The sequence below is a fragment of the Paenibacillus sp. FSL P2-0089 genome, assembly GCF_038595095.1.
Taxonomy (GTDB): Bacteria; Bacillota; Bacilli; order Paenibacillales; family Paenibacillaceae; genus Paenibacillus_AQ; species Paenibacillus_AQ silagei.
The window spans coordinates 4,321,592-4,343,195 of sequence record NZ_CP152006.1; the positions used below are offsets into that span (position 1 = coordinate 4,321,592).

At 52.4% G+C, this 21,604-nt stretch carries 15 protein-coding genes; 4 read left to right on the top strand and 11 right to left on the bottom strand.

Annotation, left to right across the window (positions count from 1 at the left end; genetic code table 11):
* Window position 1: 1 nt before the first annotated feature.
* Together NST69_RS18110 and NST69_RS18115 are read left to right on the top strand one after the other, a co-directional pair.
* On the top strand, window positions 2-430 hold the full coding sequence (locus tag NST69_RS18110) for a MarR family transcriptional regulator (RefSeq protein ID WP_036733420.1): 429 nt from the start codon (window positions 2-4) through the stop codon (window positions 428-430).
* A 22-nt stretch (window positions 431-452) separates the two neighbouring features.
* Window positions 453-1,091 carry a nitroreductase family protein gene (locus tag NST69_RS18115; RefSeq protein WP_340952002.1) on the top strand — a complete coding sequence of 213 codons (639 nt, stop codon included), beginning with the start codon at window positions 453-455 and terminating at the stop codon, window positions 1,089-1,091.
* 83 nt (window positions 1,092-1,174) lie between these two features.
* On the opposite strand, the gene NST69_RS18120 is transcribed toward NST69_RS18115, so the two are convergent.
* The 5 genes from NST69_RS18120 to NST69_RS18140 all read right to left on the bottom strand — a co-directional run bounded on the left by NST69_RS18120 (window position 1,175) and on the right by NST69_RS18140 (window position 8,092).
* On the bottom strand, window positions 1,175-2,401 hold the full coding sequence (locus NST69_RS18120) for a glycoside hydrolase family 5 protein (RefSeq protein WP_342546712.1): 1,227 nt from the start codon (window positions 2,399-2,401) through the stop codon (window positions 1,175-1,177).
* Between the two features lie 54 nt (window positions 2,402-2,455).
* Window positions 2,456-2,944, bottom strand: coding sequence for a hypothetical protein (locus NST69_RS18125; RefSeq protein ID WP_340951996.1), 489 nt, complete (start codon window positions 2,942-2,944; stop codon window positions 2,456-2,458).
* An 89-nt stretch (window positions 2,945-3,033) separates the two neighbouring features.
* Window positions 3,034-5,616 (bottom strand): glycosyl hydrolase, encoded by a 2,583-nt coding sequence (locus NST69_RS18130; protein ID WP_342546713.1) that lies wholly within the window; start codon window positions 5,614-5,616, stop codon window positions 3,034-3,036.
* A 476-nt stretch (window positions 5,617-6,092) separates the two neighbouring features.
* On the bottom strand, window positions 6,093-6,740 hold the full coding sequence (locus tag NST69_RS18135) for a hypothetical protein (RefSeq protein WP_342546715.1): 648 nt from the start codon (window positions 6,738-6,740) through the stop codon (window positions 6,093-6,095).
* Between the two features lie 176 nt (window positions 6,741-6,916).
* A complete protein-coding gene (locus NST69_RS18140; protein ID WP_342546716.1) occupies window positions 6,917-8,092 on the bottom strand; it encodes an MFS transporter in 1,176 nt (391 codons plus the stop codon).
* 130 nt (window positions 8,093-8,222) lie between these two features.
* Here NST69_RS18140 and NST69_RS18145 point away from each other — a divergent pair, with 130 nt between their 5' ends.
* Window positions 8,223-9,119, top strand: coding sequence for a LysR family transcriptional regulator (locus NST69_RS18145; RefSeq protein ID WP_339249157.1), 897 nt, complete (start codon window positions 8,223-8,225; stop codon window positions 9,117-9,119).
* A gap of 194 nt (window positions 9,120-9,313) precedes the next feature.
* Here the strand turns inward: NST69_RS18145 and NST69_RS18150 are convergent, their stop codons facing one another.
* From NST69_RS18150 to NST69_RS18170, 5 genes are all read right to left on the bottom strand, one after another.
* Entirely contained in the window at window positions 9,314-10,165 is an 852-nt protein-coding gene (locus tag NST69_RS18150) for a MurR/RpiR family transcriptional regulator (RefSeq protein ID WP_342546720.1), read from the bottom strand.
* Between the two features lie 61 nt (window positions 10,166-10,226).
* Window positions 10,227-11,288, bottom strand: a complete 1,062-nt coding sequence (locus NST69_RS18155) for a MupG family TIM beta-alpha barrel fold protein (protein WP_342546721.1) — start codon at window positions 11,286-11,288, stop codon at window positions 10,227-10,229.
* 19 nt (window positions 11,289-11,307) lie between these two features.
* Window positions 11,308-12,726, bottom strand: a complete 1,419-nt coding sequence (locus NST69_RS18160) for a PTS transporter subunit EIIC (protein WP_339249161.1) — start codon at window positions 12,724-12,726, stop codon at window positions 11,308-11,310.
* A gap of 26 nt (window positions 12,727-12,752) precedes the next feature.
* Window positions 12,753-13,640 carry an N-acetylmuramic acid 6-phosphate etherase gene (murQ, locus tag NST69_RS18165; RefSeq protein ID WP_036733394.1) on the bottom strand — a complete coding sequence of 296 codons (888 nt, stop codon included), beginning with the start codon at window positions 13,638-13,640 and terminating at the stop codon, window positions 12,753-12,755.
* 231 nt (window positions 13,641-13,871) lie between these two features.
* On the bottom strand, window positions 13,872-14,357 hold the full coding sequence (locus NST69_RS18170; RefSeq protein ID WP_342546723.1) for a copper amine oxidase N-terminal domain-containing protein: 486 nt from the start codon (window positions 14,355-14,357) through the stop codon (window positions 13,872-13,874).
* A gap of 145 nt (window positions 14,358-14,502) precedes the next feature.
* Between NST69_RS18170 and NST69_RS18175 the strand changes: the two genes are divergently transcribed.
* Window positions 14,503-15,474, top strand: coding sequence for a YafY family protein (locus NST69_RS18175; protein WP_036733387.1), 972 nt, complete (start codon window positions 14,503-14,505; stop codon window positions 15,472-15,474).
* Window positions 15,475-15,595: 121 nt separating this feature from the next.
* Here the strand turns inward: NST69_RS18175 and NST69_RS18180 are convergent, their stop codons facing one another.
* Complete coding sequence (locus NST69_RS18180) at window positions 15,596-21,580, bottom strand: tail fiber domain-containing protein (protein ID WP_342546724.1); 5,985 nt, start codon at window positions 21,578-21,580, stop codon at window positions 15,596-15,598.
* Between the last annotated feature and the right edge of the window lie 24 nt (window positions 21,581-21,604).

Genomic DNA, 21,604 nt, shown 5'->3' on the forward strand with positions numbered 1-21,604 from the left:
GATGATCACGGGGACCGATGAGAAGAAGTGTATCCTACAAAAAATGCAATTATTGAATACCCGGATCAGCAGCGCTTTTTCCGGGTGTACCGGCCTTAGCGCCTCCCGCTTCCGACTGATGCAGGAGCTGCTTGTCCATGAAGAAGTAAGTCAGAGCGCCCTGCAGAAATCCCTTGGCATTGACGGCGCCGCTGTGACCCGTCATCTCAAGCAGCTTGAACTATTGGCATTTGTCAGCCGGCGCAACTGTCCGGACGATAACCGCATTACCCTCGTAAGTCTCAATGAGAATGGCCGGCAGCATGTTAATCATTTTTTGCAGGCTAATTCAGAAGTCGTGGAAGGACTGTTTGCCGGCTTCGCTACCGCAGAGCGCCAAGCGCTGGCAGATATGCTGGAGCGGATGTACCGTAATGCCCAGAATCTCTAATCTCTCAAAGGAGCTGTCTAATATGAGCAGTATACAAAAAGTACAAGATTTCATGGAAGTGGTTAAAAGCCGCCGGTCGGTCAAGCTTTATGATTCCTCCTTCAAAATTAGCCGTGAGGAAATGACGCAAATGCTGGAAGAAGCTTCACTGGCCCCCTCCTCTGTCAACTTACAGCCTTGGCGTTTTGCCGTGATTGAAAGTCCTGAAGCGAAAGCCAAATTGCTCCCGCTGGCCAGCTCCAACAGCAACCAGGTGGAGACTTCCTCCGCTGTAGTAGCCGTATTCGGTGACCTCAATTTCCCCGAGTTTATGGACGAAATCTTCAGCGACACGGTTGCCTCAGGCTATATGCCACAAGAGGTGAAAGAGCAGTTCATGTCTGCCTACTTGCCCCTCCTGCAAAACTTGTCCTTGGAACAAAAACGCGATACCGTCTTAATTGACGCCGGTCTGGTGTCCATGCAGTTCATGCTGGTTGCCCGTGCGCACGGCTACGACACCAATCCCATAGGCGGATACGATAAAAACCAAATTGCCGCTGCCTTCGGACTTGATGCACAGCGTTATGTGCCGGTCATGTTAATCTCCATTGGCAAAGCTGCGGCCGCCGGTCACCCTTCCACCCGTCTGGCGGTTGAGCGCACGACAGTATGGCACTAAGCCGTACACAGCAGCGGCACCAAAGCAAGAAGCGCTTGGGATCATCCCAAGCGCTTCTTGCTTGTATACCGGCGGAATCCTCTTTATTGCATCCCCTGCATAATGGCATTGATAATGCCTTGCTGGGTGACAGTGTTGTTATAACGGTTGAACAGGGCGAAGCCGTTCTGGCCGTTATAGCCATTGTCCCAATAGACGGGCACGGCCTTGTACTTCTTGGCGGTTGCGGTTACGGCTTTGGCATAGGCGGCGCGGTAGATATTATTGCTTGAATCGTAGGATGATTTGTCAATGGAACCGAATTCTCCGATCACCACCGGGTAGCCTTGGGTCGTGAATTTGTTGTACATGGATTGGAGCTGCGAGTTCAGGTAATCCTCCTGTCCCCAGGTGGATTTCTTGGCAGGGTTCGTCGCCGACGCTCCCCACTGCGTGATATTCCCTGATTCCTCACCGGCAAAATCCCAAGGGGAATAGTAGTGGGCGGAGATCATGATTCTTTTTTCTGAGCTGGGGATGGTGGAGGATCTGTAGGTGTCGGTTGGGAGTACGAATCCGTAATTGCCGGCCGTGTAGTCGATATTCGTGTTCCAGCCCGGAATCAGCAGCCATCTGGCGCTATTGTTGCCGCCTGTCTGTCTGACCGTATCCACGAAGACCTGATTGTAGGCGTTCAGGTTGGCGTAGTACGCCAGATTCGGATTGCCATAGTTGCCGTCAAACACCTCGTTCATCGACTCCAAAATAAGCCGCTCCCCATAACCAGCGAACTTATTCGCAATCTGCTGCCAGACCTTCTGGTACTTCTGCTTAATGGCCGTCTGGTTGCCGCTGTTCACCAGGAGCCAGCTTCCCTGAACGGAATTGAAGCCATCCCCATGAATATTAATGACGACATACAAGCCTTCATTGTAAGCGTAATCCACGACTGCCTTAACGCGGTCCAGCCATGCCGAGTTGATCGTATAGCCGGGAGCGCTCCCGATATAATTCAGGTAGGAGACCGGGATACGGATGGTTTTGAAGCCTGCTGCCTTGACCTTCTGGATCAACTGCGGCGTAATGGTCGGGTTATTCCAGGCGGTCTCACTGGGGATCCCGTTCACCGAAGCTTCGAGCGAGTTGCCCAGATTCCATCCGGCCCCCATCTCGCTGACGATCTGCGAAGCCTGCAACGATCTGAAGTCCGAGGTCAGCGCAGCTGACGCCTCTGCCGCAGATGCGCGGGAACCCGTGCTGCCGAGCAAGGTGGAAGCTAGTAATACTAATGCTAGGCTGTAGACTCCGCATTTTTTGATTTTGGTTAACATATTAGTACCTCCTCTTATAGTAATTGCGTCACACGAAAACGGTTACAAGTTTATTCATTGACGATGAAGTGGCTTGGATTGCATTCTAACGATCAGGCAAGACAGAAGCATCGCTATGGAAATCCCGAACATCAAAATGTATCCATTATAAAACAGAGTATTTGTATATTGATTAATCCAGCCGAAACGAAAAACTATGGAATCCTTATCATTTGTGAAACCGTTTAAGTTTTGTTTTAAGGCACTGATTTTGTTTAGTTCGCCAAAAATAGTAACCCCTAAAGTGACTATTGCAAGAGCTGGAATGACTATCCCCGTGATTGCCTGTGGCTGCTTTCTTAGAGATTCAACAGATTTCAAACCTAAGTTTACGAGGAAAATCGCAAGCAATATCAGGCTAAAAATCAAAACTACTATTCCGGGATTCCCGTTACCTGATGTCCCTTTCCCAAGTCTATACTTAATAGTCGAAATATCGACCGCAAAAATACAAAGTACATTTAACGCCAGCAGTATTATTGTTGACCTATACCTTCTTATCAAAAGAACACCTCCGGTATAATGAATTCCCCGCTAAATACATAATTTTATTACTTAGCGGAGAATGGGTCAACAACTACGGTTGAGGGCGTTTAAGGCTCCATCCCCCACACCAGCTGCCCGTTCACATATCCCGTAACCTGCTCATGATCGGTGAACTGGGTACCGGCGGCGCGGAAGGAATAGTCGTTGGCCTGATTGTAATTAGACCAGTCTTGTTTGGAGAAGCGGGTCTGCAGCTCTGCGCTCTGGCCAGGGTTCAGGGTTCCCGCAGCGCTGGTGAAGCCAATCTCCAGAGCATAATCGGCACCGGCGGCCGGGGTGTCCAGCTTCACAAATGTACCAGTTACGTTAGCGCCTCCGATGCTGGCCCAGTCGGTCCAGAAGCTCTGCTGCTGCTCGCCGTCAATGGTGTAGTAATACCGGAGCTTCACATCGCTGAGCTGGACCGGTTCATTCCCGGTGTTGATTACTTTGAACTTGGGTGCGATTCCATTGGTCGAAGCACCGGTGCTGCCGTTGTAGGCCTGGATGGTCAAGTCACCCGAAGGCAGCGGAACGCTGCTATCCTCTACGTTCACAGTAAGCACAACCTCTGCTCCGCCGCTAAAATGAAAAGCGATCGCATGCTGACCGAGCGGCAGCGTGGAGAGATAAGCTTTTTTCAGAACAACCGCAGTGTCAGTGGCCGTGTAATCCTGGCCGGATACAAGGCTGTAACTGCCTTGCTTCAGGCTTGTCAGCTGATGCCCCTGTAAGGTAAGCCCTACAGAAATATCCTGTGCAAGATTCGCCGCCCGGTCAAACACCGCATGGTCTGGTGAGATGGAAGCACCTGGCGTTGTATCGATGACTTTTACTTTTAACACGGGATCTTGGCCCTGATTGAAATCCAGGATGATCGAATGCTCGCCAACCGGCAGCGTTGCAAGGAACGCCTTAGTGAGCAGCAGTGTGTTCCCGCTTACGGTATAATCCTCGTTCTCAGTCAAAATGGCGGTACCAGAACGAAGGGCCGTTAACATGTTGCCGTTCAGGTTCATGGTGACGGTCTGGTCGGTCTGATGAGCCGGAGCTTTGTCAAATTCGACCATGGATGGTGTAATGGTTGCGCTCGGATGAGGATTATTCCCCTTCAGATCAGGCAGCTCGTCCAGCGTAATGACATAATCACTCTGATACAGAGTGGTCAACGTAGCCGGATAATTGAACGCCGTACTCATCAGATGCTCACCATACCATGGCAGGAAGTAGAGCCAGCCCGCTTTTTCATCGATAAGATTCTGCACACTGGGAACGGTGTCGTTCTCGGTCATGGCTACCATCTTCTTGCCGCCAGTCAGATCCACCAGCTGATAAAAGGTCGAGCTAATCGCGTCCTCATTCGGCACGCCGGACAGTCCGTCATAGCGGTTGTAGATGGTGTTGTATTTATCGTAGCCGACAATATCCACCTGATCATCCCCTGGATACCAGGCCGGAGAAGTGCTGTACACATAACTGTTATAGGTCCAGATCAGATTGTGCAGGCCGTAGGTCTCCGTAAGCTCGGTATAGAGCTGATCCCAGAGCTGCTTGTACACCTCCGCACCTGCCGAAGCCCACCAGAACCACGCGCCTTCCCCGTTCAACCCGCCGTTGCCTTCTGCCTCATGGTAAGGACGGAAGATTACGGGAACATTGTTGTCCTGCAGAATCTGCAGTTGCTCTGCCAGATCCTGAATGGCCAGTTGCAAGTATTGGTACTCTTTGGTCCCTGGAATCACAGCATTAGCGGTATTGAAATTGGTCTCGGTCGGCTTGTAGGTGGCTTCCTTCCAATCGACAAACTCCCCAAGCTGATAGGCGGTGAAGTCACGGGGAACCGTAAGATGCCAGCTATTGGTCGCAATCCCGCCCTTGTTATTCACCCAGTCGATCATGCGGGCGGTAGTGCCGTCTTCCCAGCCATACAGCGGATTATAGTTCATGAGGTCGAACCCGCGGACTGCCGGATATTTGCCGGTCAGGTTGTGAATCCAGTCGAATTCCAGCTCGGAGTTACCGTCATTCCCTCCGCCGTAGATCTCCTGCTGGCCCGAGAGCATGTGCTTCCCGTACACCTCCGTCAAATAATTCATCAGGAGCTGCGTTTCGGGCGTGGCCTGAGCGTCAGAGAGTACGGGCTGCACAATCAGGGGGTCCAGGTTCGCATGATCCACCGTTAAGGCGTCGAAATAAGCGAATCCCCAGGCTGCTTTTACCTGAATGGTATTGCTGCCTTGATTCAGCTTGTGATAGCCGAAGTTGAAATCCTTCCACGTAGTGGTGTAGGGCAGCATATACGAACCCTTCGCAGCACCGTTAACGATTAATGCCTGCTGTCTGCCATCCGGGCTCAGCTCCTGCATATACCGGGTCGAGATCGTATACATGCCGGTTGCCGGGACAGTTACGGTGTAGGTTAGCGTACCGGAGTTCTGCATCCAGACAAAACCGCTTCCCGAATAGCCGGGCTTCGGCGTTCCGTAAATCTGGGTCGTCACTTGCAGATCCGGGGTGAGCTGGGCATCCTCGCTTTCGATGGTGATCAGTGCGGGGTCAGCGTGGGCGGTACGCGGCGGTGCCGTCAAGCCTCCAAGCAGCAGTGTGCAAGCGAGCAGCATGGTTCCTGTTCTTTTGAGCCATTTCTTCATTTTCTTCCTTCCTCCCCATGAACAAAATGGTAAAACCTTGGTTAACCTATCAGATCATGGTTGCGCTTTCATAGCAAAGATAGCATGTATCCCATAATTTGTAAATACAAATTAGCAAGTGTACTCAACGGGATGAATTGCAGGAGGAATGGAAGGTTAAGTTCATCGTGCGGTGAGAGAATGGGGAGGGAATCTAGTGGAAAAAGTACAACTATTCGAGCGCCCATGGCGTACTTGGGGGTAGCAGTTGGATAAACTACACTTAATTTGTGCAAATCCAGCCGATTTCATAGAATCGGCTGAAAGAAGTGCCTTTTTTCCAACTGCTTCTTGAAAAGGGAGCGATTCGGCCGAAACAAGTGCTCTTTATCCAACTGCTATGTTCTCTAGTGTGTCGGTTGCAGGAAGGGCAGCTCTCCGGCAGCTCTCCGCGATTCTAACGAAAGCTTGTCCTACCAGAATCAGCCCTCCCCTGCTCATGGTGCAAAAACCTCCGGGTTATCGCTCCGCCAAGCGCCGATGCAGCCGATTAGGCAGGCGATATAGGTTCGTAGCACTCTACCTTCCCTGCTATACTCGTATTCTAATGCGATGTTTATGCCCTCGCCCCGCCAGGCTATAATGCGGCCGGAAAATCCGGGCCATTCGCATTCTTCATCCAGCTGCGGAGGGCCATAGGCCGCGATCGCTTCCTCAGGCGAAGAGTTCATCGTAATGTCCTCAGGTAAAATGACGGGATAAGGCACTTCGTTCTGGTTGCCCGAACCAGGGGGAAGGAAGTGAATAGCGCCGATGATCCAATCATCGGGCTTCGTATACTGTAGTCCGGTCAGCTCATTGATTTTGGGTATACGGTAGAGATCCATCCTTAGAGATGCTTTGGCGCACGGGATCATGGTATCGTTGAAATAGCTCTTCGGAGCCGGCATGCGCTTAACGCCATAGGGCTTAAGCACGGCTTGGACCCTCTTGGGATCATACGGCTGGCCCAGCATGCCGATAAGCTGAACGGGCGGCTCTTCAACCCTATCCACATCCGTATCCATATCCATATTCATATTCATATTCATATTCATATTCATATTCATATTCATATTCATATTCATATTCATATTCATATTCATATTCATGTCCTCCCCTTCACCTGACTTGTACTCTGGTCACCCGTTCCCATTATAACAAATAACGCACTCCAGGGCATATCTCAAGGAGCGCGTTAACGTGTCATTATCTTCTCTTTAACGCCACAGCCATCCCGTCAAGGGTTACTTGGCATTCTGGAACTTCAGGCCGTCGGCATTCAGCTCGAAGCCGTACTCTTCCTTAGAGCGTTGCCCTCGCGGGAGCTTCTGCCTATCATCAGTTGTACCGCGATCATAAGTAGAGTGATCACAGCCATGCCGATCAGCGCGGGCTGGAATGAACCCGAGGCATCGTAGATACGTCCAACCGCGAGCGGTCCCAAAGCTCCGAGAAAATACCCGCCCCCCTGATTAAGCGACGACCAGGAGCTGGCCTCTTCCGCCCGCTCCGTCATTAAGAGCGGCAGCATTAGAGCCAGCGGGAATAATCCGCCAGCGCCAATGCCGAGCAGCACTGCGCTCAGCAGCGGTGAGGCTGAGCCCAGAAGGAGCAGCAGTCCGCTTAGCTCGAACAGACTGCACAGCACAAGCCATAACGTGCGCCGCTGGAATCTGGCCACCAGGATGGGCACGAGGATGCTTACCGGAATCTGTATCAAGGTGAAAAGTGTGAGTAGATTGCCCGCTTCATGCTTGCTATACCCCATGGATGCTGCCATCGGCGCCAGCCAGGCCGTCAGCGAATAGAAGATGCTCGCCATAAGACCGAAGAATATGGTCAGCAGCCAGGCTCTGCCGTTAGCCAAGGGCAGCCGGGCATGTGCAGTCTGCTGCTTCAGCGGCTTGGACCGCGCGGCAATCCTCCACCAGACCGGGAGAGCGGCGAGCGACAAGAATGCCCATACCGCCAGGGACAGCTGCCAGGAATTGTCCAGCCAGGTATAGACCGGAACAGCCAGCCCGGCAGCCAGTGAAGCACCCACCACCATTGAGGCGGAATACACACTGACCATAGCCGAGCGGCCGGGAAAATGACGCTTAATGAAGCCGGACAGCAGCGGTCCGGCAATTCCGATCCCTACGCCTGCTGCCAGCGCCGTCAGAATGAGACCGGAGGATGAAGACAAGAACCCGCGTGCGGCTGTCGCCGCCCCGATCAGCACCATAGCTCCGAAGATCGTGCGCTCCAGACCGAAGCGCCGGCTGATGCTCACGGCAAGGGGTGCAAATATCCCCATACACAGGACAGGCAGTGTTGTCATCAGACTGGCCTGCAGGCTGTTCATCCCCAGATCACTCTGAATGTTACCCAGCAGCGGTGAGACCGAAGTGATTACCGGACGCATATTTAATGAGGCTGCCAGCAAGGCAACGAATAATAGTAAGAAAGGCATTTCCATCACTCCATATCAGTATTTTGTATTTAGCCTGAGTATACGGCGATGTCATATATTGATCAATACTATTGTTTATATTATTATAATAGTAATTGACTATGATCTTATCCTGAAAGAAGTGAATTTCATGGAAACCCGCCACCTGCACTATTTCATGGCCGTCTGCGAAGAACTGCATTTCACACGCGCCGCTGAGGGACTGGGTATCAGCCAACCGACACTAAGCCAGCAGATTAAAGTACTGGAAGGTGAAATAGGCATGCCCCTGTTCGACCGGATCGGCAAAAAGATTGCCCTAACCGAAGCTGGTGTCCTCCTTAAGGACTACGCAGCCCGGATGATTCAGAATGAGCAGAATGCCAAGGCAGCGATTAATGAGCTGCGCTCCGACAACCGCGGCATGATCCGGCTTGGGGTGCTGCCCTCTGACCTGGACTACCGTCTAACGCCGATGCTGGTTAAATTCCATTCCGATTTTCCGAATATCCGGCTCCAGGTCTTCGCTTCAACGCTTATTCAGCAGGAGGTGCTGGAGAACAAGCTGGACATCGGCATCTGCCTTCCGGGTCCGCGTGATTCCATGCTGACTCAAGTGGACCTGGGCTGGGAGCCTTATCATCTGATTGTCCGCGAGGATCATCCTTATGCCGCCATGAGCCACATTGAGCTGTCATCACTTCAGCAGATCCAGCTTGTAATGTACCCGCGCACCTACATCGGCAGAGAGCTGGTGGAGAATACCTGCCGGGAGGCAGGCTTCGGACTGGAGCCGATCATGGAGACCGGATCAGCCACCTCGCTGCTTCAGCTGGTCAAGGCCGGGATTGGCGGCACCATACAACCGCGCGGACTGCTTGAGGGCATGGAGAACAGCGGACTTTGCTCCATTCCGATCCTGAATACTGCCCCCTGCCGCAACCTCAGACTGATCTACCGGGCCGACCGCTACATCAGCCATGCCACTCATACCTTCATCAGCAGCCTGCGCCGGTTCCTGATCGACAATCTTCGGCTTGAGGAATGAGCCGGGATTAGAGAAGGCGATGGACACCCTGCAATATCTGAGTCAGGATTCAGAGGCCAGACGATTGTATGAATTTTTTGAGAAAGTAAAGAATCTGGGAGCATCCTATGGGCGGGTGCCCCAAAATAAAGAGCTGTCCCAAGCAGCCATTGCCTGGCCTTTAGGACAGCCCCTTTTTATGCAGAGGTTCAACATTAATCATTCAAAACTTCAATCATCTGCCTTGTCTTCGCCAGCTGCTCCACAGTTAAATCATGCTGGGCAGAAGCATATACGCTAAAGACAATATCAAGCACAAATAATTGGGCGAATCTTGAGCTGGTTGCCGCACTGCGAAGTGTGGCTTCCGGGGCACGTGATGTAAATAAAGAAACATCCGCCAGCTGGGAAAGCTTATTATTTCCAGGTCGGGTAAGGCTGATTGTTCTGATCCCATGCTCCTTGGCCCGTCTGGTTAATTGAATGACCTCGCCCGTTTCCCCGCTATACGAAATCCCCCAGAAGACAGCATTCTCTGATTTCGTAGCCATAGCTGCCGCCAATAAATGACGGTCAGAAATAGCATATACATTTTTGCCGAGCCGCAGCCATTTCTGTGCCGCATCCTCTGCAATAATGAAAGACGCCCCTATCCCATACACATAAATAACCTCTGCCTGCTGTAACAGGCTCACGGCCTGCTCAATCGAATGCGCGTCCAGTTGACTGGCCGTATTCTGAAAGGTCAATATGGTATTGGACAACATTTTATCAATGATAGAATGCACCGTCTCATTGGATTCAACATCAAAGTAGCCGACATAATTCGTGTTCTCTACTTCAGCGGATAAGCGGATTTTGAGCGCGGGGAAGCCCTCGATGCCCAGCGACCGGCAAAAACGGACAACCGCCGCACTGCTCGCCTCCGCTTTAGCCGCTAACTCATGTATGCTCATATGCATCACTTCTTTAGCATTGGCAAGAATGTACTCCGCTACTTTTTTTTCCGATTCCGGCAGTTCATTTAAGACCAGTTCAATTTGAGAAATCATGCTTCCTGCTGCCAAGTTCTAAACTCCTCTCCTCAGTCTATTCTCCTTATTGTAACAAAATAGAGGGGAGTAATCATTAAGTAGCAGCTGTGAAACTAAAGCGTCTTCCGCCTTGTCTGACGTAGTCTAATAGAGGAAGGTCCTCTTCTATCACATGACCAATCACATTAACCGCTTCATGTGCCGGCAGATCTCTTAGTGTGATCTGTAGCTCATGTTCATAGCGGCCATATAAATTATTATCGACGGTAATCGTCCCTCTAGGCCGCTTGTTCGTATGCATAGGCGCAATACTTCGGCTCCTTTCAAAACGTTCCTGATCTGACCGTGCACTCTCAGAGCGAATCACATCACGGGCAGCGTCCAAGCGGTTCCGGTGGACCTTATCCCATAAGGCATAAGGTAATTCTTGGGTTACCCGCAAAGGAATAACCCCTTCCTCATACCGCTGAAATTGAATCTGAGACCCTCCTGAGAGGGTTAAATCGCCAACGAAAATTTTGTCCACGGCACAATCTTGCTCTAATTCCAGGTAGGCCAGAAAAGAAGATTGATTCCGGTGCTTCTCTAAGGTAGGCAGACTTTGAAATAACGGTTTTCTCTTCAGCCCGTCTCCCGGAATAAAGGCCATCGTCGTAATCCCTTCGGCTTGCAGCCACCTGTTCTTCGCTATGAACGATTCTTTATCCAGACCTGTCTCCGGGCGGGGATAATAATTATGCCAGGCTTCAATGTTCTCAAGACAAATATGATGCTCTTTTAAGTCAGCCAAGAACTCTGGGGTTAAGGTGCTGGCATTTAAGGCAATTTTCAGTTGTTGTGAGTAGGCTGCAATTTCATCGGCGCTAAATCCAAAATCCATCCGCAAACCTGTAACACCAGCCTCCAACAGGAAGGGTAACGAAAAGTTCTCCAATGCCTTACCGGAAATATCCGCCATCAGGTCCATTCCTAACCGCCGGGCAGCCTTTGCGATCTCCAGCAGCTTCTCCTTCAATGCTCCGAACTCATCCTCCGGCATATGAAGAGAGGTGAATATTTCGGTACAGCCTGCAGCCTTCATGTGTTCCATATACTTCACGTTGTCTTCTAACGTGCGGTCCGCCGCAAAAATTGAAATTCCGAGCACTGGAATCACCTCAATATCTCAGGGTCGCTTAATCCTGTTCTGCCATAGCCTCTTTGGGTGTACCGAAGAGATAAGTCGCGATAAATCCGCCAGCGTAAGCTGCAATTAAGCCTATTACGTATTTCAGCCATAATCCACCCGCAATCAAGGGAATTAACGCAACTCCGGAAGGACCAATAGCAATGGCTCCAACGTTGCCGAATAATCCAATGACCGCACCACCAATCCCGCCGCCAATACAAGCTGTAACAAACGGACGGCCCAGTGGTAAAGTAACCCCGTAAATCAATGGCTCGCCGATTCCCAGAATACCGACCGGAAGAGCGCCTTTAATCATGTTCGTCAATGATTTATTCTTCTTGCAGCGAATCCATAAGGCGATGGAAGCCCCAACCTGACCTGCCCCGGCCATAGCCAGCATCGGAAGCAGCAGCGTCATCCCTGAATCATTGATCATCTCAATGTGAATCGGCGTCAATACCTGATGCAGCCCTAACATCACAAGCGGCAGGAACGCTGTTCCTAATACAAAGCCTGAGAATGCTCCGCCCACTTCTAACGTCCAGTTAATCGCTCCGATTAGATTACTGGAGATGAATCCGGCGAACGGCATGATGAAAAAGATTGTAATCAGTCCTACGGCCAGCAAGGCAATTGTAGGGGTAACGATAATATCAACCGCATCAGGAATCACTTTACGCAAATATCTCTCCACGATGGACAGAATCCATACAGCGATGAGAACGCCAATAACCCCGCCTTGACCCGGTGTCAGAGGTGTACCCGTAAATATATTAGTAATGGTCAGGTCCGCTGTTACTCCTGTTAACAGCGTTACCCCGCCGATTACTCCCCCGAGAGCAGGCGTAGCTCCGAATTCTTTGGCAGCATTAATACCGACATAAATCACCAGGTAACTGAAAATCGCATTTTTGATGACATTTAAGATCGTCACATATTGCTGCCAGGTTGCTGTGTCTAAATTACCCGCTGTCATATTGTTCGTCAGAATCGAGCCAATACCGGCAATTAATCCGGCTCCAACGAATGCAGGGATAAGCGGGATGAATATATTTCCGATCTTCCGCAAAAAGTTTTTGAACGGCGTATCATTCTTCTTTTTTAGCTGCGCTTTCATTTGTGCGCCTTTGGCCTGTAATTGTTCAGCCGAAGTTGACGGATCGCCCTCAGGACTGCTTGCTTCCAACACTTTACCGAATTCTTCAGCGACTTTGGTTACGATTCCCGGTCCGAGAATGACTTGATAGGTTTCATCATCCACTACTCCCAGAACCCCGTCGATTTGCTTCAAGTCCGCTTCAGCGATCCGGCTGCGGTCCACAACGGTTACACGAAGACGAGTCATGCAATGGGTGTACTCGGATACATTTGCACGGCCGCCGATGGCCCCTAATATGTTGACCGCTAAATCATGATATTTACTCATGTTGTAGCCCCCTTCTTCTTATCGTATTATTGAATCGCCTGACGGACGAAGCCTTGTGATGCTTCCAGCCGCTGCACAGCTTCTTCCTTAGTTAGCCCCGCAAGGATCATCACAATGGCAATCTTCGGCTTCTGATCTGCCTGCTTCAGAACACGCTCTGCCGTTTCAGCGTCACACTCAGTCGCATCCATCACAATCCGTTTGGCACGTTCTACAAGCTTTTCATTGGTCAGCTGTACATCCACCATTAAATTTCCATATACTTTGCCCGTACGAATCATCGAAGCGGTGGAAAGCATGTTGCAGATTAATTTCTGCGAACTCCCCGCCTTCAAACGTGTTGACCCGGTTAACACTTCCGGTCCGTTTACGACTTCAATCGCAATCCCGGCAATTCTGCCAATCGCTGAATCTTTGTTACAGCTCACAGCTACAGTGGGTGTTCCAATAGAATTCGCATATTCTAATCCGCCGATCACATAGGGTGTGCGTCCGCTGGCAGCAATGCCGACGACAACATCTTTGGCTGTCAGCTTAATATCCTGTAGATCCTGCACCCCTAATTGTTCATTGTCCTCCGCACCTTCGACGGCTTTGATAAACGCTCTCTCTCCCCCGGCAATTAACCCGATGACCTCCTCAGGTGCTGTTCCAAAGGTTGGCGGACATTCAACAGCATCCAGCAGGCCGATACGTCCGCTTGTTCCAGCCCCCATATAAATTAAGCGTCCACCTTGTCTGATCGCCATTGTAATCACTTCCACAGCTTCGGCAATCTGCGGAATGACTTGTTTCACAGCTTGTGCGACCTTGTGATCTTCTTCATTCATCACTTCCAAAAGCTCAAGCGGTGTTAACTCATCCAGGTTCATGGTCTTCTTATTGCGGGTCTCCGTTGTCAAATGCTCTAACATGATTTCCATCATCCTTTTCCGTTTATGAAATCGCTCTCTAAATGCAGAATACCATTACTGAAATATTATTTCAACATAATTATTATTTTATTAAAATTAAATATCAATAAGAAATTGAACACATACAAAAACAAACCCCTGCGATGCACACAGGAGCTTGTTCATGTATCCTTCTTCTATATTTTCCCCTTTACGCCTCCAGCAAACCCCGCCTAACCGATATCCAACGGATCAATTCCGAATTCCTTGTAGAGGATAGCTGATGAACGCTTCACGTTTATTGGCATTCCAGTCCATTGTGCCGCCAATGGCATCATTAACGAACCGCAAAGGTATGTATAGCTGCATATTCACTTGCTGGAAGGCAGCGGAATAGGTGACCTGCTTCCCGTTCACAGTGGCAATCCGGCTGCCGATCTTCATGCTGCCTGTCGTGAGCAGGTTGTTAATGGTGATCATCCTCGTATGTTCATCATAACTAATTGTAGCCCCGCTGACATATAGCTTGTCCAGTGAGAGCATCACGGTACCATTCATCAGTGTGGCTCCCCCTGCGGAGGTATTGATCGGCGAGTTATTAAGATAGATATGAATAGCGGGTAATTGGGCGGATTGGGTGGAACCGGAAGCTGCGGCAGCCGGGGCCGGGGAATGAGCAACACCCGTGACCAGAACGCTAAGACCAATAATCTGCATGATTTTTTTAAAAGTGATCATAATGTGCCCCTCCTCTCTCAGAAAATACCATATTCCACATCATAGCATAAAGCGGATGGAACAGCAGAATATTACATGGTAGACTGAGAAAAAAATGCCCGCATTCATCAGTTGGATGAAAAGCGGACCTGGGAGAGAGCTTCAAATGGCAAAATGGGATAATATGCTGGCTATGCTATGGATGCTGCGGTCCGGCAAAAAACTCACTGCCGCACAGATTGCGGACAGTCTGGAGATCAGCATCCGTACCGTGTACCGGTATATCGACGCGCTTGGCGCCAGCGGCGTCCCGGTGGTTGCCGAATCTGGACATGACGGCGGAGTCCATATTCTGGAGAGCTTCAGTGAGACGCCCCTGTTCTTCAACGCGCTAGAGCTGAAGGCACTGGTAGATGCTTATAAATTCGCGGTAGGCGCAGGTTATCCTTATGCGAGGGAGCTGGAGAGCGCCCTCAAGAAGGTGGAGAATGGATTGCACGAAGAACAGCGCCATGACTTGTCGCTGCTAACCAGCGGCCTCGATGTCATTGCCCCGTCCCGTCCGCCGTCTGTCGTCCCTTTGCTGCGGGAGCTGGAGCTGGCTGTGAAGGCGGGACAGACCATTCACCTCACCTACCGGAAAGAGAATGCTGCACAGGATGAAGAGCGCGAAGTCGATCCGTATGGTCTGGCTTACGACCGTTCGGAATGGTATATGGTTGGATTCTGTCACCGGGCACAGGCCATACGGACCTATCGTGTGGACCGTATTGTCAATCTTGCATTAACGGATGCCTGCTTCCCTAAGCCGGCCCCCTTCTCGGTATCTGCCTATTTCCGCAGCCAGCTGGAGCCGGAACATGAGGAAAACGCCCTTCTAGTCGTGATCCGTATCGAAGGGGAGCCGGATACGCTAAACAAGCTGTGCAGCAATTGGCATCTGCGTCACTACTTGACGGAACGGACCGACCGGGAAGCGCGGTTCCTGCTTGATGTTCCGTCCATGAACAAGTACCTGCCCAAGTATCTGTTAAGCTTCGGTACTTCCATTCGTATTCTGGAGCCGGTGGAGCTGAAGGAGCAGATCCAGGAATTGGCCTGTGCGATTAGCAGACATTACATGAACGATGCGGATTGAACTTCACTGACAGCCCTAATCCAAGGTCCCCCTTAGAAGACCCTGCCAAATGAAGCAGCTCCTGCGGCATATTCGCTGCAGGAGCTGCTTTTTCACCTTGTACACTGAGGATTTATTGCAATTAAGCGCCTGCCAAGGCCGTGACCTGAACCTTAAGTTCATTGACCTGCTTGCGCATGTCTTGAGCTTCCTTCTGCTGCTTCTGGACTACCGTGGTCAGTACGCCGATGATGTCCATCAGCACTACAGACTTATGATCGGCAGTGGAGAAAATCTGCGGCACATCCTCGGCAATGAAGCCGATATTCTGCTTTTTTCCGTTCTCTGTCTTGTAGTTGAAGGTCACCGGCTTCAGCTTGTTCAGCAGCTCCAGCGCCTTCTTCACCGGCAGGCTGGCGATGTTCTCCTTGTAGGTCCGGGAGGAGGTCTGCGCGAAGTTCGTTGCCCTCACATTGCCGTCCACATCCAGCTTGTAATCATCGGCCGGAGCTTTGCCAATTCCGATATTGCTGCTGGAATCTACCGTTAATGCACCTGCAACCTGGACAAGCTCATCATAGACTGAATCCTGGGTGACCAGATTCAGCATACTCCCCTCAATGCCCGCCTGCCATACATTAGCCGCAGTATCCCAGAGAATCCGTGCGTTCTTATCCTTGCCACGGGCAACCTCGATCCCCTGGGTGACCATCAGGCTTCCGCTGATTATGGCATCCTTCACGTTTAGTGTATCGCTGAGAGTCAGGTCCTTCGCTGACAGCGCGCCGCTGACTGTGACGTCCTTAGCAGTGAACGATCCAGTCACTTCGGCATCTGCAGCCGTTAATAAGGTGTTGATTACAGCTTTCTTTGCATTCAACGTTCCGCTGACCGTAGCCTCCTTCACCTCGGCTGTGCCACTCAGCATTGCGTCCTTAGCGGTTAACGAACCGTTCACAACGGCGTCAGTGACCGTTAACTTCCCGGATACTAGGGCATTGCCGTTCACATCGAGCTTGGCGGCTGGTGCGGCGGTGCCTATCCCGATATTACCGGAAGCCACCTTCACCACAGCGTTCAGATCCGTAAGCTCCTGATGCGTATGACCGCTGTAAGCGAGCTGCTTCAGGCTGCCCGCAAGTCCCAGCTGCCATTCAGCCAGTGCTTCGTTCCATACGATCTGCGCCTTGGCGCCTGTGCCCCTGCCCACATCGATCCCCTGGCTAAGAGTCAGGCTGCCCGTAACTGCAGCGTCCTTCGCGGAGAACGTTCCGCTTACCTCGGCATCCGTAGCCGTTAATACGCCGCTGACGTTGGCGCGCTTAGACGTTAACGTTCCGCTGACTGTCGCGTCAGCAACGGTTATACGGCCGGACACAGCCGCATTGCCGATCACCTCAAGCTTGGATGTTGGCGCTGCGGTGCCGATTCCGACATTTCCGGAGGCGATCTTCAGCACTCCGGTCAGCTCCGACAGCTCCTCGTGCGTATGGCCGCTGTAGGAGAGCTGCTTCATGCTTCCTGCAATACCCGCCGTCCAGACATCCTGGGCTTCATCCCAGAGCAGCTGTGCCTTCTGATCCGTTCCCCTGTCCACTGTAATCCCATGGCCTAGCGTAAGACTTCCGGTGACGGTGGCGTCCTGTGCAGTGAAGTCTCCGCTGACGGTGGCGTCCTGTGCAGTGAAGCCTCCGCTGACCGTGGCATCCTGTGCGGTGAAAGCTCCGCTGACCGTGACATCCTGTGCGGTGAAAGCTCCGCTGACCGTGACATCCTTAAGTGCAGCCAGGCCGCTGATCTTTGCACTTGCTGCTGCCAAGCCGCCGCTTAGCGAAGCCTCTGTAACCGTCAATGATCCGCTGACAACGGCATTCCCTTTGACCTCCAGCTTAGCAGCCCGGGCATCCGTGCCAATCCCGACATTGCCTTCGTCAACAGTGATCGCTCCCGACAGTGAAGCATACTCGGGGTGGGTATGGCCCTTGAACTCAATAGCCTTCAGGGTATTCGAGACTCCGGCCAGCCACTCATCGGCGGTCTCATCCCATAGAAGCTGGGCTGGAAGAGCGGTCCCGCCGCGGAATACCTCCAGACCGGCATTTTGGACAATGTGATCAATCTTAGGATCATATTTGTTAACTCTTATAATGTTGTCCTCAACCTCAAGCGTAGCCGCATTGATCGTCACAATGTCGCCATTCACCGTCAGATTGCCGTTCACGGTCAGATCTTTGGATATGGCGGCGCTGACTGCGCTAAGCTCCCCGCGGATTACTGTATTCCCTTGAACATCAAGCTTGGACTTAGGGTCAGGGCTTAAGGTTCCGATGCCGACCTCTCCGTTTTTGGTTACACTGAACAAGCTGTCTCCGCCAGTTGCTCTAACATCCAGCAGCGCCAGCGGAACCGTGGTTCCGATGCCGACATACCCCTTCGCATCCGAGAACAGGGCGATCGTGTTACCGAGCGAATTGAACAGCTTGTTCTGGCCGCCCTTCCCTGTTCCGAATTCAGAGAAGGTGACCCCATCACCATAGAACCAGGCATTCTGCTCATTATTCCAGTAGATCCGGGCATTCGGCTGAAGAATTCCGTCTTTGTTCAAACCGCGCGGAGCTTCAAACCCTCCGGCAGTAACATTCCCGGAGATAACTGCATCCTTACTAATCACAGCACCAGCTGCATCAATCCCTTTGTTAAAAGAAGCTGACCCTTCAAATACAGCATCACTATGAGCTGTCAGCTTACCTGAGAAGGAAGCCGCTCCAGAGACCTCTGTCTCTGTCCGGAAGACCGCCTTGCCTGCCACATCCAGCACCTCGGTAGGATTATCCGTACCCACTCCCATCTTGCCGCTGCGTGTCAGGCTGAGTACCGTTCTACCGGCAGTACCCAGCTTCCAGCGGTCCTTGGCCCACTTGATCTGCGCGTTGGTCTCGGTTCCCTGCTGCACCTCGATGCCGTCTCCAACCGTCACTGTTCCGGCAATTGCCGCGCTAGCGGCAGTCACTGCTCCTGTAATCGCGGCACCCGCAGCCTTCACTGCGCCGGAGGCCTGGACATTGCCTGATGTATCCACTACCAATGCCGCGCTATCTGTAGGTGTTGCAAGCTGCCACTGGGACTTGACCTCATCCCAGGCAAGCTTAGCCGGATTCTCATCCGCGCCGCGATAGACCTCAAGTCCGCCACCTGCAAGCGACTTGACCGTACCGGCATCCTTGTTGACAGTAATCCAGGGACTGCCGATGTCCAGCTGATCTGAGGCGATTCTGGCGGAGGCTCCCCGGATTTCCAGATCTCCGGCTACCGTCAGATGACCGCCCACCGTCAGGTCATGGTGAACATTCACATCCCCTTCGGCGCTGGCGCTGAGTGCCAGGATGTCGCTCTTCGGGTTGTACAGCTGACTATGGAGATGCAGAGCATCTGCACTCGCCATCTGTGTCAGCTTGTCCCAGGAGCTGCCGCTGGCGACATTCTCCAGAGAATTCCCGATACCCACCTTCCACTTCCGCTCGCTTTCGTTCCAGAACATTCTGGCAGGCGGCTGCGCTTCTCCCCGGAACACTTCAATACCGCTCTCAGTGGCTGGCGGGGTATCCCCTGCGAATTTGTTGATCTCAATGACGTTATTAGTGACGACCAGATCTTCACGGTTAAGCGTTGTCGTGGTGCCTTTGACGATTAGGTTGCCATCTACCTTAACCAGGCCCTGAACCGCCAGACCTCCGCTGACCTCCGCCCCGTTATTGACGGTCAGGGAGCCCTGCACCTCAGCATCATTGATCATTTCAATATCACCATCTGCAGTAACCTGGACAGCCGTGTTGCCCGCGCTATCGCTCAGGGAATTGTGCCGGTGCAGGCCATCGGCATCCGAGCTGACCCCTCCGGTCAATGCGTCCCAATTGCTCCCGTAGGCAATATTGGACAGCTCGTCGCCCAGTCCCAGCTTCCATCTGCCATCCGTCTCGTCCCAGAGCAGCTTGGCGCTCGGGTTCAGCTTGCCCCGGTAGACCTCAATGCTGCTTTGCTTCAGGGAGGAGCTGTTCCCCTCGAATTTATTGAGCTCAATCCGGTTGCTGACTACCACCAGATCTTCCTTTTTGACGAAGGTAGTGGTGCCCTTGACCGTCAAATTGCCTTCAATCGTGGCCGAGCCTCCGACACTCAGATCGGACTTCAGCGTTGTACTGCCCTTGGCTAGCAAGGTACCGCCGAGCTCCAGATTCCCGGATGCCGACAGCTTTCCCTGCCCGTCAGCCGACAGAATCGTTCCGCCGGATGGTGTGCTCAGTGTGCTGTGCTTGTGGGAAGCATCCGCCACAGACCCGCTGGTCAGCGAGTCCCATTTGTTCCCGTAGGGAATGTCGGACATACTGCCTTCATGCCCGATTTTCCACTTGCGTTCTGCTTCGTTCCACTCCATGCGCGCTGCCGGAAGCTGGCTGCCCCGGTAGACATCAAGCCCTCCCTTGTTGCCCAGAGCTGTGTGATCTTCCGCCTTATTGACCGTCAGGAAGCTGTCCGCCACCTCCTGCTCGACCTTCCGGATCACCACCTCTTCTTCCCGGACGATCAGCTTGTTCACGGTCAGGGTCTCGCCGACCATCAGCTCATGGGGGATATTCACATTGCCGTCGGCACCAATCTCCAGCGCAAGCAGGCTCTTGTCTTCGTTATGGAACTGCCTGTGGGTATGCAGAGCATCTGCGTTCCGGTTGCCGCCGGTCAGCTCTTCCCACTGCTTCCCGTCAGGAATATTGGTCATATCCCCATTGGCAGTGCCGGTCTGCCAGGATTTCGCGGCTTCATTCCAGGCAATCTTGGCATTGGGCAGCGTGGCTCCCCGGAAGACCTCCAAGCCATCCTGCCGGGATACAAGTGTACCGGATACACTCATCCCCCGGTCAACCAGGACCGTACCTGAATCGTCCGTACGTAGTGCCGGCTTGCCGTCCGCAGCATTCAGCTGGCTGTGGCTATGCAAGCTGTCCGCATTCGCGCCGTGATGCAGCTGCTCCCAGTCTGCGCCGTAAGCAACCTTGAACATGCCGCTGGCCTTGTCACCCTCCAGCGCTTCGGTTCCGATCATCCAGCTCTCATTCTTCTCATCCCATTGCAGCTTGGCACTGGAATGATCCTTGCGCAGGATCTCAAGGCCCATCCGGTCTTCTTCAGCGGCATTCTGATTCAGGGTAACCTTGCTTCCGCCGATGATAACCTGCGGAACGTCCAGCACCGCCATTCCTCCGCTGACTTCAATCCCTTGCTTCGCGGAGAGGGGCCCCTCCATAGTGGACGCGCCGGAGACCTCCAGATCGCCGGACTCATTCACCTTGAACACCGCTGCGCTGCCCGAGGTTACTGATAGCGTGCCGTCTATATCCACCGCTCCATAAGTGCTGATGGCTCCCGCCTTGATATCGCCAGTGAACTCAGTCAGCACAGCGTGAACATTGAGCCGGCTCCCTGCCTCACCGTCCAGTTCCTCCGAATTGCTAAGGAAGGGCGTCTCAGGCTTCTTCTCTTTGCCGATGATGATCTGATCTGCCTTAAGCACCGTCCCGCCTGCCGCCCTGGTCACCAGCTGAGACCCGTCTACATCCGTCTCATAGATCCCGCCGATCGTTAAGGACCCGTCCTGGGAATGCTTCAGATTCACACGGGCCAGCAGGATATTCTGGTGTACATCTGCGGGCTTCCGGGAGCTTATATCAATGTTCGCCTGCTCCAGCACATGGATGGGGTTGCCTCCGCCCTTGAGCAGATCTGTATCCGTCAGCTTTTCCTTATAGCTGATAGAAATATAGATCTGATCCGAAGTGCTGTACCCGGAGAGATTAATCACCCGATCCGGGTGAGCGTCACTGACCATAATTTCCTGGCTGATCTCCTCATTGTGCTCCGGGTCGGTGACACGGTTGAGGGCAAAGCCCGGAGCGATCTCAACGGTTATCCCGTCCCGCATGGTGACCTTAAGACCATCCACGACTCCCCAATCATGAAAATGACGGTTGTGCAGCTGCCGCACACGCTTATGGTAATTCTGATCCAGCGTCAGATCCTCTTCCTTCAGCAGCAGCCCGTTGAAATAATTCATGCGTTTCATATCCTTTGGCACAATCCCACTCCTCCCGGCTCTTCA